19 protein-coding genes and 1 tRNA gene are annotated in these 18212 nt (G+C 52.3%); 6 read left to right on the plus strand and 14 right to left on the minus strand.

Going from position 1 to position 18212, the window contains the following annotated elements; all coding sequences use genetic code 11:
• The first annotated feature begins 7 nt into the window (after positions 1-7).
• From GO984_RS00785 to GO984_RS00795, 3 genes are all read left to right on the plus strand, one after another.
• The gene (locus tag GO984_RS00785) at positions 8-2377 is read left to right on the plus strand and encodes a DUF3772 domain-containing protein (protein ID WP_245230947.1); all 2370 of its coding nucleotides are present in this window, start codon (positions 8-10) and stop codon (positions 2375-2377) included.
• Entirely contained in the window at positions 2367-3089 is a 723-nt protein-coding gene (locus GO984_RS00790) for an alanyl-tRNA editing protein (RefSeq protein WP_157020696.1), read from the plus strand. The genes GO984_RS00785 and GO984_RS00790 overlap by 11 nt, the downstream gene beginning before the upstream one ends.
• Positions 3090-3169: 80 nt before the next feature.
• Positions 3170-3259: transfer RNA gene (locus GO984_RS00795), tRNA-Ser, on the plus strand.
• 479 nt (positions 3260-3738) lie between these two features.
• Here the strand turns inward: GO984_RS00795 and GO984_RS00800 are convergent.
• The gene (locus GO984_RS00800) at positions 3739-4626 is read right to left on the minus strand and encodes a DMT family transporter (protein WP_157020697.1); all 888 of its coding nucleotides are present in this window, start codon (positions 4624-4626) and stop codon (positions 3739-3741) included.
• 128 nt (positions 4627-4754) lie between these two features.
• Between GO984_RS00800 and GO984_RS23880 the strand changes: the two genes are divergently transcribed.
• A complete protein-coding gene (locus tag GO984_RS23880; RefSeq protein ID WP_167740168.1) occupies positions 4755-5588 on the plus strand; it encodes a helix-turn-helix domain-containing protein in 834 nt (277 codons plus the stop codon).
• 143 nt (positions 5589-5731) lie between these two features.
• Here the strand turns inward: GO984_RS23880 and GO984_RS00810 are convergent, their stop codons facing one another.
• The 5 genes from GO984_RS00810 to GO984_RS00830 form a co-directional block, all read right to left on the minus strand.
• Positions 5732-6493 (minus strand): class II aldolase and adducin N-terminal domain-containing protein, encoded by a 762-nt coding sequence (locus GO984_RS00810; RefSeq protein ID WP_157020698.1) that lies wholly within the window; start codon positions 6491-6493, stop codon positions 5732-5734.
• A gap of 226 nt (positions 6494-6719) precedes the next feature.
• Positions 6720-7988: an organoarsenical effux MFS transporter ArsJ gene (gene arsJ / locus GO984_RS00815; protein WP_167740169.1), complete on the minus strand. Its 1269-nt coding sequence runs from the start codon at positions 7986-7988 to the stop codon at positions 6720-6722.
• Positions 7985-8983 (minus strand): ArsJ-associated glyceraldehyde-3-phosphate dehydrogenase, encoded by a 999-nt coding sequence (locus tag GO984_RS00820; protein WP_157020699.1) that lies wholly within the window; start codon positions 8981-8983, stop codon positions 7985-7987. The genes arsJ and GO984_RS00820 overlap by 4 nt, the downstream gene beginning before the upstream one ends.
• Positions 8984-9823, minus strand: a complete 840-nt coding sequence (locus GO984_RS00825; protein WP_157020700.1) for an arsenate reductase/protein-tyrosine-phosphatase family protein — start codon at positions 9821-9823, stop codon at positions 8984-8986.
• 100 nt (positions 9824-9923) lie between these two features.
• On the minus strand, positions 9924-11069 hold the full coding sequence (locus GO984_RS00830; protein ID WP_157020701.1) for an alpha-D-ribose 1-methylphosphonate 5-triphosphate diphosphatase: 1146 nt from the start codon (positions 11067-11069) through the stop codon (positions 9924-9926).
• Between the two features lie 50 nt (positions 11070-11119).
• Here GO984_RS00830 and GO984_RS00835 point away from each other — a divergent pair, with 50 nt between their 5' ends.
• Positions 11120-11797 carry a DUF1045 domain-containing protein gene (locus GO984_RS00835; protein WP_157020702.1) on the plus strand — a complete coding sequence of 226 codons (678 nt, stop codon included), beginning with the start codon at positions 11120-11122 and terminating at the stop codon, positions 11795-11797.
• Here GO984_RS00835 and phnN read toward each other — a convergent pair.
• The 7 genes from phnN to phnG are packed head-to-tail and all read right to left on the minus strand — an operon-like array spanning position 11779 to position 16742.
• On the minus strand, positions 11779-12321 hold the full coding sequence (phnN, locus tag GO984_RS00840) for a phosphonate metabolism protein/1,5-bisphosphokinase (PRPP-forming) PhnN (RefSeq protein ID WP_157020703.1): 543 nt from the start codon (positions 12319-12321) through the stop codon (positions 11779-11781). The genes GO984_RS00835 and phnN overlap by 19 nt on opposite strands.
• Complete coding sequence (gene phnL, locus GO984_RS00845) at positions 12318-13001, minus strand: phosphonate C-P lyase system protein PhnL (RefSeq protein ID WP_157020704.1); 684 nt, start codon at positions 12999-13001, stop codon at positions 12318-12320. Before phnL ends, phnN begins: the two co-directional genes overlap by 4 nt.
• A 4-nt stretch (positions 13002-13005) precedes the next feature.
• Positions 13006-13776: a phosphonate C-P lyase system protein PhnK gene (gene phnK / locus GO984_RS00850; protein WP_157020705.1), complete on the minus strand. Its 771-nt coding sequence runs from the start codon at positions 13774-13776 to the stop codon at positions 13006-13008.
• Positions 13773-14642, minus strand: coding sequence for an alpha-D-ribose 1-methylphosphonate 5-phosphate C-P-lyase PhnJ (locus tag GO984_RS00855; protein ID WP_157020706.1), 870 nt, complete (start codon positions 14640-14642; stop codon positions 13773-13775). Before GO984_RS00855 ends, phnK begins: the two co-directional genes overlap by 4 nt.
• Positions 14639-15733, minus strand: coding sequence for a carbon-phosphorus lyase complex subunit (locus tag GO984_RS00860; protein WP_157020707.1), 1095 nt, complete (start codon positions 15731-15733; stop codon positions 14639-14641). Before GO984_RS00860 ends, GO984_RS00855 begins: the two co-directional genes overlap by 4 nt.
• The gene (gene phnH / locus GO984_RS00865) at positions 15733-16299 is read right to left on the minus strand and encodes a phosphonate C-P lyase system protein PhnH (RefSeq protein WP_157020708.1); all 567 of its coding nucleotides are present in this window, start codon (positions 16297-16299) and stop codon (positions 15733-15735) included. Before phnH ends, GO984_RS00860 begins: the two co-directional genes overlap by 1 nt.
• On the minus strand, positions 16299-16742 hold the full coding sequence (gene phnG / locus GO984_RS00870; RefSeq protein ID WP_157020709.1) for a phosphonate C-P lyase system protein PhnG: 444 nt from the start codon (positions 16740-16742) through the stop codon (positions 16299-16301). The genes phnH and phnG overlap by 1 nt, the downstream gene beginning before the upstream one ends.
• A 100-nt stretch (positions 16743-16842) precedes the next feature.
• Here phnG and phnF point away from each other — a divergent pair, with 100 nt between their 5' ends.
• Positions 16843-17553 (plus strand): phosphonate metabolism transcriptional regulator PhnF, encoded by a 711-nt coding sequence (gene phnF / locus GO984_RS00875; protein WP_157020710.1) that lies wholly within the window; start codon positions 16843-16845, stop codon positions 17551-17553.
• 28 nt (positions 17554-17581) lie between these two features.
• Here the strand turns inward: phnF and GO984_RS00880 are convergent, their stop codons facing one another.
• On the minus strand, positions 17582-18196 hold the full coding sequence (locus tag GO984_RS00880; RefSeq protein WP_157020711.1) for an LbetaH domain-containing protein: 615 nt from the start codon (positions 18194-18196) through the stop codon (positions 17582-17584).
• Positions 18197-18212 lie beyond the last annotated feature (16 nt).

The raw sequence follows: 18212 nt of genomic DNA on the forward strand, positions 1-18212 counted from the left end.
GCGCCACATGAAGCAATGCCTAGCAGCGCTCGGCATTGCCTTATTGTTTTTCAGTGTCGCTGAAGCTCAGTTGTCGTCGACAGAGAGAGCTTATTATCAAGGCTGGTTAAAGACGGCTGCGCGGGCAGAGCTGGTAATCGACGCAGATCGTGCATCGTCAGCGGCGATGGAAGTTCTCCGCAGGGAAATTGCTGATTACAGAGAAAGATTCGGCAATGCCCGCGAGGATAATGCAGATCGTATAGCGACGCTAAACTCGCAACTTAGTGCTCTTGGGGTCGCCCCGGCAGAGGGTGAAATTGAGGACGCGGATATTGCGGCTCTGCGGTCCTCTTTGAATGAACAACTCAATACACTGCGTGTTCCAAGGGTCGTTTCGGAAGAAGCCCATAACCGTGCTAACGGTCTGATTTCTGAAATTGACCGGATCATTCGAAAACGCCAAACCAAAGCACTGATGCAGCGTGGGCCCTCTCCTTTGAACCCCGAGCATTGGCCGGAAGCAATGCGCGAAATTTCTGGGGCTGTCACGGCAATATGGAATGAGACGCTTTTGCGGTCGGGAAGTGATACCACCCGAGAAAACTTACAAAATAAGCTGCCGCTTATTCTTGGTCTTGTCCTCGCAGGCGCAATGTTGCTCTTGCGTGGAAGAGTTTGGGCCAAACGCGTCGGTGAGTATCTGCGTCAGTTTGGCTCCCGAGGGAGCGGAGCCTGGGGCTTTGTTGTCTCGATTGTCCAAGTTGTGTTGCCGTTTCTGGGTGTCACTTTGCTTGTTCAGGCCGTTTCGGTCTCTGGCATGTTGGGTGTGCGCGGATCACTGCTATTGGAATCCGTTCCTCAGTGGGCGGCAATTTTGCTGGCATTCAATTGGCTGGGCCAGCAATTGTTTGTCTCTCCCAGTGGCGAAGCTCTTGTGCCGTTACAACCGGGGAGACGGGCAGAGTTACGCCTGTTGATCGAACTGCTGGCTGTGATGCTGGTGCTGCGTGATTTAGTTGTACAGGTCGATCAGGTAGAAAACCTGTCTTCGATAACCCGTTCTGTAGTCGCTTTTCCCATTATATTGAGCACGGCGCTGTTATTGGTTCGGCTGCAACGTATCGGCCTGCAGCGCGCAAAGAATGCGGCCCATAGTGCCAATAAACTGGTTCGCGGCGTGCGGCGTGCGGCCTATGGGTTTGGCGTTCTGTCGCCGGTTCTTGCTGCATTTGGATACATCTACGCCGCCGAAGCCATTATTTATCCGGTCGTCATTACCCTGTTTGTCGTGTCGTCAATCCTAATTGTGCAGCGGTTTATTGGCGCAGTTTATGCGCTGATCACAGGTAACCCAGAGGCAGCTAAAGATTCGCTGTTTTCAGTGTTGGCTGGGTTTGTTTTGGCCATCCTGGCGTTGCCGTTGTTAGCGTTGATTTGGGGCGCGCGGATCGCTGACCTAACAGAAATGTGGTCGCGGTTCCTGGAAGGGTTTCAACTCGGCGAAACGCAGATTTCTCCTAGTTCATTCTTGCTGTTCGCCTTAGTTTTTGCTGTGGGCTATACAATTACACGTCTTGTGCAAAGCAGCCTGCGGAATTCGCTGCTACCCAAAACCCGAATGGATCTTGGCGGTCAGAATGCAATTGTTTCAGGTACAGGCTATCTGGGCATTTTTCTTGCGGCTGTGGTTGCGATTTCCTGGGCAGGACTGGATCTTTCGTCGCTGGCAATTGTTGCGGGTGCCTTGTCTGTCGGAATCGGTTTTGGACTGCAAACGATCGTTTCGAATTTTGTTTCAGGTATCATTCTGTTGGTCGAACGGCCCATTTCCAAGGGGGATTGGATCGAAGTTGGCGGTATGATGGGCTACGTGCGCGATATTTCCGTACGTTCAACCCGAATTGAGACCTTTGACCGGACAGATGTAATCGTTCCCAACTCGGATCTGATCTCAGGGACAGTCACCAATTACACGCGCGGTAATACTGTTGGGCGGGTGATCGTGCCAGTTGGCGTAGCCTACGGCAGTGACCCTCGTCGGATTGAAGCGATTCTGTTGGAGATCGCCAAGGCCCATCCAATGGTAGTGATGAATCCTGCGCCCAGCGTGGTTTTTCAGGGATTTGGGGCCGATAGCCTGGATTTTGAAATCCGTGCTATCTTGCGGGACGTCAACTGGGTCTTGTCCGTGCGCTCAGAAATGAATTTTGAAATTTCCCGCAGGTTTGAGGAAGAGGGGATCGAGATCCCATTTGCCCAACGTGATATCTGGATCCGTAACCCGGAGGCATTGAACAGTGCCAAACCTGCCGGAACGCAGCCTGTACCATCAACAACATTCGAAAAGCCTGATGCCAGTGATATAGGTGATCCGGAGGGTGATAATGACTACTAACCTGTTATTTCTAAAGGACGCGTACCTGCGCGAAGCACCTGCTGAGGTTCTGGGGCACACAGACCAGGGGGGCGTGGTTCTGGATCAAACATTGTTCTACGCCACTGGTGGTGGACAACCCGGCGATGGGGGCTTGCTCGAATGGGACGGCGGCAGCTGCACTATTTCAACAACGGTCAAAGGTGAAAATTCCACGATTGTTCTGGTGCCAGCAGAAGACCAGACCTTACCGCCAGTTGGAGCGTCAGTAGCTCAGAAGCTCGATTGGACGCGCCGTAATGGACATATGCGGGTGCATACCGCGCTGCATCTGTTGTCGGTGGTGATACCGCTCCCTGTTAGCGGCGGTTCTATTGGTGCCGAAAAAGGCCGGTTGGATTTCAATATGCCGGAGGCTCCGGACGATAAGGCCGCGCTACAAGACAAGTTGCAAACCATGATCGATCTGGACTTGGAGGTTTCTGACAGCTGGATTTCCGATGCTGAATTAGACGCAAACCCGCAAATGATCAAAACCATGTCAGTCTCGCCACCTCGTGGGGCAGGGCAGGTTAGACTGGTTCAAATCGGCGCGGGCAAGTCTCAGGTAGATCTACAACCCTGTGGCGGCACTCACGTCCGGAGTACCGCTGAGATCGGTAAGATCCGGCTTGGAAAAGTGGAAAAGAAGGGCAAACTGAACCGTCGGGTATACCTTCACTTGGACGATTAAAAAAAACGCACATTTACGCGGCTTTTTTAACTGGTTATCTCTTGCATTCCGCCTGTGTATCCGTCAAAAGTCCGCCCAATGGACAGGTGGCCGAGTGGTCGAAGGCGCACGCCTGGAAAGTGTGTAGGCGGGAGACCGTCTCCAGGGTTCGAATCCCTGTCTGTCCGCCACCCAACCTCTTTAGTTGTATATTCTAGATGGTGGTGAATGTCTCAGGCGCCTTTGTAATGCCCAGTGCCTTCTAGCCTTTAGGTTTTCTATCAAGTCAGTGTCGGACCAATCGAAAGTACGCATCAGGTGTCGGGCCCCATGAGCCGGTACTTCTGGCTAGGTGATTAGCTTGTGTGGACCACACACAATTTGGCTGGCTTACAACCGGGGTTGCGCCACACCTTTCCGGGGATTTGGAACGCTCGTCTTACATGACTAAGATCAGTTTTTTCTTCGTCATTATCAATCTGAAAATAGAAAATTGGACTTGGGTTTGGGGGATGTTGATATGACAACCACGACTTTCAGCAAGGGCTGCCACCATAGCTCTGAGCGAGATGGTGAATACACCTTCGCGTTTAGCTCAGAGTTACAGGACCGAAAGCTCGTTGGCCTCAGTTTTCTGTTCGGTTCCTAACGGCCTTTTGCTCAATTTTCGTCAACGAAATGACAGGGTGCGCCACATGGGTAGTTTCGCAAACATAATAAGATTTCCTGCAATCGTTAGGGCAATCCCTGCAAGCGCGGTTGCGTGCCATTCATAACCCTCAAAGAGGGTGGACATGAGCAGAGCGACGACGGGGAATAGAACCGTAGCATAGGCGGCGCGATCAGACCCTAAGCGTGCAACCATTAAGAGATAGGTACTAAAGCCAATGACCGATCCTATGACCGCAAGATAGACCAGCGACCAGATGTAGGTGGGGGTACTTGGCCACGAAAAAGGCACCCCACTAAAGATAGCAACTGTGAGAAGAACCAGTGCTCCGATGCCCATGCCCCATGCGTTTGCGAGGATCGGAGAGACCCCGTGTTGACTGTTTTTTCGCGACATCATGTTGCCAAGAGAAAACATCAAGGTTCCTGCCGTTGCCCAACCGATGCCCTGTAAGACGTCTGCATCGAAGGACACAGTAAGATCGTGCCAAAACAACAAAACCAGTCCGGTCGCCCCGGTGAAACCAGCAAGAACGGTTCTTGGTTTGACCTTTTCGCCAAAGAAGATACGGGAATTGCCTGCGTTAAATATCGTTGCCAGCGAAAAGATTACGGAAACTAAGCCTGACGGCATCAAGGACGTGGCGTGGTAGAAACATAGAAAGTTGAAACTGAACAGGCAGAGGGCCTGCAACACCACAAACCGCCATTGAGCAGGCAGTTTTAGTCGCCCCAACAGGGCTAGGCCTACGAGGAATACAACACAGGCCAGCGCAAAGCGGTAGAAGACCGAAACGATAACGTCGACGGGTCCAAGTTGCCATGCGATGGCGATCCAAGTTGTCCCCCAAATGAAGACGGTGGCGGCAAATAGCAGATAATTGATCATGATCTCTCCTGGTTGCCGGGGTATTAGATCAACTAAATTGACCAAGATTGCACGATCTTGCGGTATTCGAAGATGTGTCCAGTGACACTGCTTCAGTTCGTAGTAGTTAGGCTTAAAGGAGCCAATCTGTGAAAAAGCGCGTTGACGAATTTCTATCTGCTTCACGTCAGACTAAGCGTCTGGCGAGCTTGTCGTTGGGACGTGGGCGTCAACTTGCGGTTTGGCACAACAGCCACGACGAAATCCAATACAATGCAACAAGCGGTCACGTCTTTAGTCTGTACCTCAATGGTGGGGCAGGGACACGCCGTGTTGATGGCAGTGTGAGATCAGGCGAACCTGGGACACTTTGTGTTCTTCCGGAGGGTCATTCTTCTGAATGGCAGATCACTGAGACGTTTCAATTTGTGCATTTATATGTGGCGAACGATGCATTGCGCGCGGCCTATGCCAAGACCCACGACCAGGATGCCCGTAGGCTAGATATCGCAGAGCAGACATTTGCCGCTCCCGGCGTGCTTGAACGGCCGATGTTAAGGATGGCTCAGGCCGCGCTGGACGGAGATGTCCTTGCTGCGGATGCTAGTTTCTCCGACATGGTAGCTGGTCTGGAAGATCGGCCGGTACGTTTGGTCGGCGGGCTTTCATCCAAGGTTGTACGGGACGTAAACGACTGGATTGAAGCCCATATTGCCGGCGAAATACGATTGTACGATTTGGCAAAACTCGCAGGCATTTCGGAGTATCACTTTCACCGAATGTTCAGCCAGACTTGCGGAATGACGCCCCACAATTGGGTCACAAGGATTCGTGTTGAGCTAGCGAAAAAGCTGCTGAAACAAGAGCCAATGGCTGGAGTCGCAGTAGCATGTGGTTTCTCTAGCCAGAGCCATTTTATCCGCCGTTTCAAAGAACAGATGGGCGTTACGCCAGGGCAATATGTTCGGATGATCATGCCATGAAGGTGACGCACTAGAAATATGAAGGTCCTACCAATGTGTTCTACTAGACGCAGCAATGTTCTCGTCGGCACGGGTGAATTGGACGGAAAAGAGCAATGTCAGGACTTCTAGTTTTTGTAAGCACAAAGTTTGTCTCGTTCAGGTCAGTTCGCATAAGTGTCATTTTCACTATCCAAGATTGCTTTCAGCTCCGCCAGATGGCGCTCGGACTGATCGGGGTACTCTTCAAGTTCTTGCGCAGTTTTCTCTGCGATTTCATCACTGATGATGCGCAGTTTTTGCCCCGTTTGCAGCGCCCGTATATAGGTCTCAGCGGCCCGTTCAAAATAGTAGAGCCGGTTGAATGTATCGGCTACCGTGTCGCCGATGACCAAGACACCGTGATTGCCCATAATCATGACTTTGACCTTGGGGTCTGACAGTAACCCGGCGCAGCGTTTGCCTTCGCTTTCAAACGCCAGACCACCATATTCCTCGTCCACGACGTGGCGCCGAAAGAAGGTGGCCGAATTTTGGTCGATTGGCGGGAGCGTACTGTCGGCTAGCGAGGCAAGAACCGTTGAATGGATTGAGTGCACATGCATGACACAGCGTGCGTGTGGACAAAGCCGGTGGATTGATCCGTGCAACCCCCAAGCTGTCACATCGGGCGCGCCCGGGCGGTTCATCGTGTCTGGATCATTTGCGTCCAGCAACAACATGTCAGAGGCCTTGATCCGACTAAAGTGCATCTGGTTTGGGTTCATCAGAAACTGCGTGCCGTCGTCATTCACCGCGAGGCTAAAGTGGTTGGCAACCGCTTCGTGCATATTAAGCCGCGCAGTCCAGCGGAAGGTGGCAGCGAGGTCAACGCGTTCGTTCCAATGTGCAAGGTTAGGGTGCGTGGTCGCGAAAGATGTTGGCATTCTGACTCTCTCTTCGTCCGACATTCCCCAAGTAGAATGCCATCTGCACAGGTTGAAACTGATGGACAACCGGATCAAGTGCAATTGGAGCCTTCAAGGTGAAATGTTGCACTGTGCCGCCGCTGCAAAATCGTCAGAATCCAAAAAGGGAGAGAGCGGGCCTGTTTTTTGCTCGCGCGTGAGCCAGCAAATTGGTCCGGATATACAATCGCTGGAGCCCTTTTATTTATGCTCCAGTACTTTTGCGATCTGCACCACTACTGATTTGTTTTACGCCGACATAGCTGATCAAAACCATGAAGCCTGCTGTTGCCAGACACAAAGGGAGGCCTCCAACCTGATAGCTTAGTCCAGACAACACTGTACCCAACAATCGGCCTGCTGCGTTCGCCATATAATAAAAACCAACATCCAGCGTGACCCGTTTGGCATCGGTGAAAGATAGGATCAGGTAGGAATGCAGCGATGAGTTGACTGCAAAAATGCCACCAAACACTATCAGGCCAAGGATAATGCACGCTGTTAGAACACCGGAAGGTTCCGGAGCGGTGTAAACGACAAGGGATAGTACTGCGGGCACTGGGATCAGCAGGGCGGCCCATATTTGGGCCTGTTGCAGAAGATCGATTTTGGTCCGGGAAGAGGCCTTTAGTAGTTTGGGTGCGTACCCTTGCACGACACCGTAAAGGATTGTCCAGACCGCCATAAAGGAACCAATTGTAAAAAAGGCATTTCGGTTCCCGGCCTCAGACCCATCTGACAAAACGGCATAGAAATAAATTGGGATACCGACCACAAACCAGACATCCCTCGCTCCGAACAGAAACAGTCTGGCGAAACTAAGCCAGTTTATGTTGCGGCTTTTTGAGAGAACTTCGGAAAATTTTGCCTCCTTTCTCCCAGCTGGCAGTCCCGTTGGCATTCCTAGTATCACCGTGATTAGGATTGCAAAAAGTATCGCTGCCATTGCCAAAACTGATGGAACGAAACCCAAAATAGCCAACAGAACAGCGCCAAGTAAGAAACCTGTACCTTTGATCGCATTTTTTGATCCGGTGAGGAGAGCCACCCATTTGAACAACCCGCCACCGTCGGCAGGGGCCAGGATTTTCACAGCGCTTTTGGAGCTCATCTTGGCCAGATCTTTGGCTACACCAGACAACCCCTGAACCAGCATTACAAAGACTACTGACAGCGAAATACCCCAGGTCGGTTCAAGTTGTGACAAAGCGAGCAATGCAATAACCTGTAAGCTCAACCCGGCATACAATGTTGATGTCAGACCAAACCGTGCAGCAATCCAGCCGGCAGATAAGTTTGTGATGACGCCGGCGACTTCATAAAGAACAAACAGATAGGCCAACTGAACCGGCGAAAAGCCCAACGAATGAAAGTGCAAAAGCACCAACATTCGAAGTGCTCCGTCGGTCAGCATAAAGGCCCAGTAAGCAGCCGTAACTGTGATATAGGCGGAAAACCCTGCGGTACGTGTCACAGTGTTTCGCCCACCATAAACGCGACATCAACCAACCTATGGGCATAGCCGTATTCGTTGTCATACCAAGCGTAGACCTTCAGCTGGGTGCCGTTTATCACCATAGTTGAAAGTGCGTCTATAATGCTGCTGCGTTTATCATTGGTATAGTCCGACGACACCAATGGGCGGGTCTCGTACCCCAGAATGTTTTTCAACGGGCCATCGGCAGCTGCTTTAAACAAAGCATTGACCTCGTCAACCGAAGTTTCACGCTCCATTTCAAATACGCAATCTGTAATTGAAGCATTCAGCAAAGGAACGCGTACGGCATGACCGTTCAGCTTGCCCTTCAATTCTGGGTAAATGAGCGTGATAGCTGTTGCCGACCCTGTTGTTGTCGGAATGAGGTTGGTCAGGGCTGATCGCGCACGTCGAAGATCTTTGGCCGGACGATCGACGATTGTCTGTGTGTTGGTCACATCGTGGATTGTTGTGATCGACCCGTGTTTGATGCCAATACCGTCCATCAACACCTTAACAACTGGTGCCAGACAGTTGGTTGTACAACTTGCTGCTGTCACAATCTGATGCACCGCGGGATCATATTCGTCGTTATTGACCCCATAGACGATATTTGCTGTTGGCCCATCCTTGACAGGGGCAGATACAATCACCTTTTTAACGCCTGCCTCAAAATATTGTGCCAACTTGGCTTCGGTCTTGAACGCGCCGGTACAGTCAATAACAACATCCACACCTTCAAGGGGCAGTTCTTTCAATTCTCGCGCACAGGTTACTGGGATTTGCGTATCATCAATCGTTATAGAGTTTTCATCAGCCGAAAATTCTGCAGGCCAGCGGCCATGAATGCTGTCGAACTCCAACAAATGCGCATGCATTGCAGGGTCGCCGACTGCATCATTGATGAACGCAACTTTTGCACCTCGCTCTAGCAAAGGGCGAAGCGCAAGTTTTCCCATCCGGCCCAGGCCGTTCACAGCATAAGTTGTCATTTAGTATTCCTGATCTGAGAGTTTTAAACCGATTTTGTCGATTTGGTTTTGAAGGGATGCCTTGTTCAACTTGTCAAATGGAAGAGCAGCAAATGCACTGATCCTGTTGTGCAATGCCCCATATGTTTGCTGAAAAGCTAACCGCTGTTCAGCTAGAGTGCCTTTGGCGAGTACGGGATCTGGCATACCCCAATGACCGGATATGGGTTGACCGGGCCAGGCGGGGCAGTCTTCGTTAGCGGCTTGATCACAAACAGTAAAAACGAAATCCATTTTTGGCGCGGTTTCGAGCTGAAATTCAGAGATGTTCTTGGACCTCAAGGGCGACACATCATGTCCCTTGGAATTCAACACCTCAACGGCATGTGGGTTCAATTTTGATTTCGCAGCAGTTCCCGCGGAGTAGACGTTGAACCGCTCGCCAGCGATATCGCGTAGCAGGGTTTCGGCAAAAATGGATCGCGCAGAATTTCCAGTACATATGAACAGAACATTGAGTTTTTGATCTGAAACCGGCCCTTCAACATGTTCAAATAACGAAGGCGGACAAAGGTCCGGACGACCCTGACAACAATCATGGAAAAGTTCAGAAACGATATCTCGCGCAGTCTGCAAGTTCGCAGTGTAGTACAGATGCGTCCCATTGCGGCGTTGTGAAATGATGCCTGATTGCTTGAGTGCCGCCAAGTATACCGAGGCTGTACTTGGTTTTAGCCCCAGTATGGATGAGATTTCGCCGGCGGACAGTTGATCCGGATACCGCCGGATCAACAAGCGAAATACACCCATCCTTTGCGGGTGACTGAGGGTAGACAGGCGATTGATGAGTGCTTGTTCCATATTTCATGAATATTTAAAATATGCTGATTCAGCAAGTTGAAAATTTGACCAGCTCATACATTTTTTGCCCACCCTCGTGTTTTGAGTTCTTGCATCGGCGTCAGAAGACTTTTGTGCCGGCGCTCCACGTCCCTTTAAGCTCTGGGGTTTCGCTGGAGTTTCCAAAGCGGATCAGATCGGCTCGTTTGCCAATCTCAAGTTGACCGCGATCTAGCAGTCCCACTGCGTTAGCCGGGTTCCGGGTTACCGTAGACAGCCCACGTGCTATATCGCCCCACAAGTTGCCCAGCTGGACTGCCGCGATAAGCAAACCTGCTGGAACATAGTCAGACGACAGGATGTCTAGGCGGTCGCGTTCGGCCAGTTCCCGGGCGGCAACATTCCCAGAGTGAGAACCGCCGCGAATGATATTTGGAGCGCCCATGATAGTGGAGATCCCCTTGGCATGACAGGCGTCAGCGGCATCGAGAGTAGTCGGGAATTCAGCCATCGACACGCCATATGAATGGCTCACTTCAACCTGCTTAGTTGTTGTGTCGTCATGGCTGGCCAGTTTAGCACCAAATCTTGAAGCCTCCGCAACTGTTGCGGCCTCATGTTTCTTGCCAAACTTAGACTGCAAGCCGTACAGAAAACTCACGTGCTCATCAAAGCCTGCATCATCCAGGTTGTGCTTGCCGCAGGCGTAATCTTTGTATTTCTGCACATCGGTGAACTGTCGCTGACCTGGCGTATGATCCATCATCGACACAATTCCGATGCGATCTTCAGGTCCGAACTCGGCCAACTCTTCAGTTAGTGTTTCAGAACAGATTTCAGCGCGCAGATGGATGTGGTGGCTGATCCGCAATTTTTCTGACTCTCTGAGCGCCAGTAGCTCAGTTGTTAGCTTGCGGGCATATTTCCCGTGATGCTTGCTTTGATCTGAAACGATGGAACCAACCCGTAGTGCGTCAAACACAGTGGTAATTCCAGTTCCCGCCAGTTCTCGGTCATGCGCGATAATTGCTGCCCGATGTGGCCAGTCTACTTTTGGACGCGGGGACAAATGTCGCTCAAGGTTATCAGTATGTAGTTCCACCATTCCCGGTGCTACAAAGTCACCTTCCAGATCAATGGCTCCGGCAACACCAGTCGCAGTGCTGCTGATATCAGTAATGAGCCCGTCCTGCAGGCGGATCGTTCCGTGGATAACCTCTTCACTCAGAATGATGCTGGCGTTGGTCAGGATTGTGTCTTGTGTCATGTCAGTGTCACGCTGTTTTGGCAGTTGGAAGTAACTGCCGGAGAATTGAAATGTTTGAACGATACGCCATTTTCTACACACCACCCCCTGGGCCGTTGGCAGAATTCGCCGCATCCTGGCTGGGCTGGGATAGCGAAACAGCTACAGCCGTCCCACATCCTGTTATCGCAGGTGTAGATGTAAGTAATGTGACGGCCACCCCCAGAAAGTACGGGTTTCATGGAACCCTGAAAGCACCGTTCCATCTGAACCCTGCGTGTTCGGTCGACGAGTTGAAGGCGGCAATTGCTGTATTTTGTGCCACGCAGGCGCCTGTTGTTATGGACGCGTTTCAGTTGCGACAGGACCATGGGTTTGTTGCTCTGCGTCCACGAACCCACACCGCGATGCTGCGAGAGTTCGCCTCGAACGTTGTTAGAGAATTCGATCTGTTTCGAGCACCGTTGACGGAACCTGATATCGCTAGGCGGCGACAGGCGGATTTGACCGATAGGCAAGACAGGCAGATGCTTGGCTGGGGATACCCCTATATTTTTGATGATTTCAGTTTTCATCTGACCCTGAGCGGGCAACTGTCTCCTACTCAAGGGGGGATCGTGATCGACGTTCTTGAGCCACTTCTCGAACCTGTCATGTCCGAGACTGCAATAATTGATGCGATCACTCTGGTTGGCCAGGATAGTAACGGAATGTTCCATCAAATATGCCGCTACGCGCTTACTGGATGAAGAAGGGCCGAAACAGCGGCCAAGGTGCGTTCTAATGGGCCGCTGTTGTCTACCACATGAGCTGTAATCCCTCTGGGTAGAGTAAAGTTTGCCCGGTCCAGTCGATGGGCAATTTCCGACGCACTCTCACGGCCCCGTTTTTGTAGACGTGTTGATAAGGTGGAGCGGGACGCTGTGAGCAACAACACTTCAAAACGTTCGAACAACAGTTCTGCTTGCGGCAGGACTGCACGAGACAAGTTTGCTAATACATCCTGTTCGTTGTTCAAACTTTGGTCGATGGAAACGGGGATACCGTATTGCAGGCCGTGGGCGTGCCAGTTCAATAGAAAGTCACCAGCCGCTAAGCGGCGTTCAAATTCTACTGTGCTGACGCCGTCAAAATCTTCACCGCCTGCATCACTGGGCCGTGTGATGACACGTCTGGCAAGAGTTAGCCGGTCGTCATTTTTGACCATTGCCCGCATAACGCTGTCTTTACCAACACCGGATGGGCCAACAACTGCGATGAAACGGCCCGTCATGCTGCCAACCCAGGTGTAAAACCGGTCACATCAATTTGCCGGTCACAAATCTGGTCTCGCGCTTCGTGGTCGTGGAAAATACCGACGATGGCTGTACCCCGATCTTTGGCCTCTTTAATCATTGTCAGTACTGTTGCCCGATTTGTTGGGTCTAGGCTTGCCGTGGGTTCATCCAGCAGCATCGCGGGGTAGGGATAGGCAAAGCCGCGGGCAATATTCACGCGCTGCTGTTCGCCGCCGGAAAATGTTGTCGGGCTAAGCTGCCACAGCCGTTCGGGGATATTGAGCCGCTCCAACAAGGACTGTGCCTTGGCAATAGCCGCATCACGGGTCCTGCCGGTGATCATTAGGGGTTCAGCGACAACGTCCAAAGTAGATACGCGCGGAACCACACGCAAGAACTGACTGACGTACCCCAATGTGTGGCGCCGAAGCTGTAAGATATCACGAGGTTCAGCGCTGGCTACATCAACACCATCTACCAAAATGCGCCCGGTGGCGGTAAGGTAGTTGCCGTAGATCATCCGCATAAGTGTGGATTTACCTGAACCTGATGCCCCTACCAGTGCAATGCATTCCCCGGCAGGGACATGAAGTGAAGCTCCGGCCATAACTGGAATTTCGGTGGCGCTTTGATTGTGGAGTGTGAAGGATTTTGAGACGTTTTCAATACGGATCATGGCGTCAAACCTGTAAGACTGAGGAAACAAGAAGCTGGGTGTAGGCATGCTGCGGATCATCCAGCACTTGATCTGTTAGTCCGGTTTCCACCACATGGCCGTCTTTCATCACCATCAGCCGGTCCGCCAACAGGCGTACCACGGCCAAATCATGGGTCACGATGACCGCGCTCAGCCCCATTTCACGTACAAGACCACGCAGCAGATCCAGCAACCGGGCCTGCACGCTGACGTCCAACCCACCGGTAGGTTCATCCATGAACACCAGCCGTGGACCCGTCACCAGATTACGTGCGATTTGCAGCCGTTGCTGCATGCCGCCGGAAAAGGCGGTTGGATGATCGTCGATTCGGGTTTCATTGATTTCGACCCGCCCCAGCCAATCAATTGCATCGGACCGGATATTGCCATAATGGCGGGCGCCAACGGCCATTAGCCGCTCCCCCACATTACCGCCCGCACTGATATTCATCCGTAGCCCATCACGCGCATGTTGATGAACAAATGCCCAATCGGTACGGCCCAACATGCGTCGTTCGGGTTCTGGCATTGTGACGGTGTCTTTTAAACCATCCGTCCGAGTATCAAACAAAACCGCCCCGTCATCAGGAACCAGATGCCCGGCAAGACAGTTGAGCAGGGTCGATTTTCCTGACCCACTTTCCCCGACGATCCCCATTACCTCACCGGGATAAAGATCAAAATTCACATCCCGGCAGCCGATGCGGTTGCCATAGAACTTAGCGATGTTTTGTACTTTCAGAAGCGGTGTCATGCTGCATCCTCTGCGTTAACAGCAGCCAATGCGCCCAGATGTCCGGCTTGCTGACGACCTGCGCAAAAATCTGTATCCGAGCAAACGAACATGCGGCTGCCTTGATCATCCATGATCACCTCGTCCAGATAGCTGTTTTCAGCCCCGCACATGTCACAGGCGTGATCTGCCTTGGTGGCCTCAAACGGATAATCTTCAAAATCCAGGCTCTCGACCTTGGTGTAGGGCGGCAGTGCATAGATGCGTTGTTCACGCCCTGCACCAAACAGTTGAATTGCGGACATTTCCAATTTGGGATTGTCGAACTTCGGGATCGGAGATGGGTCCATCACATATCGACCTTCAACCTTCACCGGATAGGCATATGAAGTGGCAATCGCCCCGTGTTGACTGATGTCTTCATACAGTTTCACATGCATTAGGCCGTATTCCTCAAGCGCGTGCATTTTGCGGGTCTCGGTTTCGCGTGGCTCTAAAAACCGCAACGGTTCCGGAATAGGCACCTGATAGACAAGGATCTGGTCATCTCGTAGCTCGGCCTCGGGAATCCTGTGGCGTGTCTGTATCACACTCGCCTCAGTGGTGTTTTCGGTTGTGGTGACTCCAGCAGTGACCTCAAAAAATTTGCGGATCGATACAGCATTGGTGGTGTCATCAGCCCCCTGGTCGATCACCTTCAACGTGTCGTCTGGGGTGAGTGTGGCGGCCGAAACCTGCACCCCACCGGTGCCCCAGCCGTAGGGCATTGGCATTTCTCGGCTGGCAAATGGAACCTGGTACCCCGGAATTGCAAGACCTTTGAGAATGGCCCGACGGATCATTCGTTTGGTCTGTTCATCAAGGTAAGCAAAATTGTAATCGGTCATTCCGCGGCCTCCTGCATTGGATATGTCTCGGCCGCCTCGCGGCGGAGTTTTCGCACCAGTTCAAGCTCGGATTGGAAATCGACGTAGTGGGGCAGTTTGATGTGTTCCAGAAACCCGGTGGCTTGAATATTATCGCAGTGGGAAAGGACAAACTCTTCGTCCTGTGCAGCCGCACCAGAGTCACTTTCACCAAGTTCCTTCCAGCGCAGGGCTCGGTCGACCAGAGCAACAGAGATTGCTTTACGTTCTGATTGGCCAAACACCAGACCATAGCCACGAGTGAACTGTGGCGGTTCCGTTTTGGAGCCCTGAAACTGATTGACCGTTTCACATTCGGTCAGTGTCATTTCACCAATTTCAATCGCGAAGCCGAGTTCCGCAATCTCCATCTCAACCGGTACAGCACCTATCCGCAACTCACCGACAAAGGCATGGTTGCGGGCATAGCCACGCTGGGTGGAATAGGCCATCCCAAGGACAAATCCTTCGTCACCACGCGCCAAAGATTGTAGCCGCAGCGCACGGTTTGAGGGCAGCTCCATCGGCTCTCGTGTCAGATCCGGTGGTGTGTCTTCACAGGCTATCTCGGTTTGGATCAAACCTTCGGTGTTGAGGAACTCCATAATGTGCGGGGTTGGCTCGCGCCTTGGTTTGGCTGTTTCAGCATCGGCCTGTGGGTCGCTCTCAGCTGCCAGCTTGAAATCCAGAAGCCGATGCGTGTAGTCAAACGTTGGCCCCAGAACCTGCCCACCGGGAGCATCCTTAAATGTGGCAGATATCCGACGGTCACAAGCCATTTCTTCTGTTTTCACCGGTTCGGATGAGCCAAACCGGGGCAGGGTGGTGCGATAGGCTCGGATCAGGAAGATCGCCTCGATCAAGTCTCCACGCGATTGTTTGATCGCCAGAGCTGCCAGATCGGGATCATATAGCGATCCCTCGGCCATCACCCGGTTAACTGCCAGGCTTAGCTGCTCACGGATTTGCTCAATGGACAGTTCAGCTATGCTGGTATCCCCGCGGCGCTCTTCTGCCAGCCAGGCATGGGCGTTATCAATGGCGCGCTCGCCGCCTTTTACTGCGACATACATCAGTGATCTACCTTGGTTGTGCGTGGCAATGCAGCGACCTGCGTGCCGGTGGTAAAAAAGAAATCCAACCCCAACGGAAATAGTTTGGCATTGTCTTGGAAGGATTGTGTTTCTGGCAATGAAAGCTGGGCTGCGTCTTTGATGCCCGGTCCAGTCAGGGTCGCTCCTTGGGGTTTCAGCTCGTCACATTCCACAATCAGAGTGGCTGATCTGTCTGGATATTGGGCTGTGCCAATGGCGAACTGAGAAAGCGGTGCCAGTGATTGCCATGTGCCGATGGCAAACACGGCCTTGTCTGGTGTGACAATCTGCGCCCCAGTGTGGAAGATTATCCAGTCCCTGATCACAGCTGTTTCAAAAGGTCCGCTCAGGCTCACCGGCGTTTCGGAATCACAAAGCATCAGAATTAAGCTACCGGCAGCCACTGACAAGGGCGCTGGTGGTTTGGCGCCGGAAATTTTTTCAATCTGACCGGGTCGGGCCAGAGCATTCATGGCTGCGCGAAACGCTACAGCGTTTTCGATGGGCGCGTTTGCAAACGCACCTTCAAGAGCTTGTACCTGCATCAGTCTTCGCCTCGTACCATGGTAAAGAAATCAACTTTGGTGGCCGCTGCCTTGGCGGCGCGCGCATCGCGGGATGCGGCCATTTCAGTCATCAATGGATCCAAGACCTGAGCCTTTAGGCTGTTTGCGCGCGGTGTCTGCATTAGCGCATCAACAAGGGCCGCATGTTGGGCTTTGGATTTACTGCGCCCCTGCACAACTGCATGGCCCACTTCACCAGAGGCCAGCTGCAGTGCGCAACGCGTCACTGTCATTTCTCCAATGTTAAATCGGCCTCCTGTGCTGCCAGCACGGCCTTGAACCATGACCCCACCCACCTCGGGATGGCGTAGCCACTTAAATTCTGGCTCTGGCCCAACAGCGGTCATTTTGTCTTCGAGAGATTGCGTTGGCGCTTTTGCCAATAGGCTCATCCAAGCCTGACGCGGATTTTCTTTGTTCATCTAGACACCTTGCAGTGTTGTCTACGTTTCTATACAACTAGACAAATATTGACTGACGAACACGGCAACAGCAATCTAAGATTTGTGAAATTTCAGTGACATGACCACGCGAACCCCAATCTGGAAATCCATATGTTCAGCCCTCAGCTCAGACATTGCAGACGGGCGGTACGGATCTGGAGACAAGCTCCCGACCGAAGCGCAGCTGGCTTCACGTTTCGGCGTCAATCGACACACTGTTCGGCATGCGCTAAAGGTGATGGCGGAAGAGGGGCTTGTTCTGGCGCGCCGTGGCGCCGGTGTATTTGTAGCGCAACGTCCAACTGAATATCAAATTGGTCGCCGTGTTCGGTTTCATCAAAATCTAGAGGCCGCTGGCCGGATGCCCGCCAAAGAGATCCTTCTTCTTGAAACGCGAAAGGCCAATGCGCGCGAGACAGAGACCCTGCAGTTGATCGGTTCCGAGGTACATGTGTATGAGGGGCTTTCCCTGTCTGATGGGCAGCCCATAGGGGTTTTTAGAAGCGTATTTCCGGCTGATAGGTTCCCAAACTTATTGGAAAACCTGAGAAAAGCCCGATCTGTGACCAAGGCTTTGCAGGCGCATGGCGTGACGGATTTTACTCGATCACAAACGTCGCTGACAGCAAAAACTGCGTCTGCCACAATCGCTCTGCATTTGCGATTGTCCGAAGGCGCCCCGATCTTACGTGCTGTGTCCGTCAATGTTGATCCGGAAGGTCGGCCTATTGAATACGGCCGAACCTGGTTTGCTGGTGATCGGGTAACTCTCACCGTCAAAGGCGATTGAATTCCCGCACCCGAGCCGAGAGTTTGAGTTACTCATATTTCTCCAGAAACGCTTCGGCGACTAAACTGCGGAAATCATCCAATGCAGTCCGCAGTTTGTCATGAGACCAATTCCACCACGCCAATTCAATCATGCGCGCAGCGGTTTTCTGTGGATAGCGGGTTCGGATTGGGACCGCAGGAATTCCCGCCACAATCATGTATGGCGGAACATCTTTGGTAACGATCGCCCCAGCAGCAACCACTGCACCATGCCCAACGGTTACTTCTGGCTTGATCATTGCAGAGTGACCAACCCAGGTGTCATGACCTAATGTTGCGCGCCGGGAGGCACGATGTGCGAACCAATCAGCATCATCTTCGGCGTCGTCCCAATAGCTGGCAGACCGGTAGTGAAAGTGGTGCAGAGACGCCTTGTCCATTGGATGATCAGTTGCGCCAATCCGAGTAAAGCTCGCGATATTTGCAAACTTTCCCACCTCTGCATTGGCTATATCGCAGGTGCGATCACAGTAGCTGTAGTCGCCAAACCTGCTGTTTGTGATACGGCTGTTCGCCCCAATTTCAACATAACGTCCAAACTGACTGCCGGTGATTTGGCAGTCAGGATGAACGAAGGGTTGTTCAGCTTGTAAACGTGGCATGGCGCAGCCCCTTAGT

Source organism: Parasedimentitalea huanghaiensis, assembly GCF_009753675.1.
In the GTDB taxonomy this organism is placed as follows: Bacteria; Pseudomonadota; Alphaproteobacteria; order Rhodobacterales; family Rhodobacteraceae; genus Parasedimentitalea; species Parasedimentitalea huanghaiensis.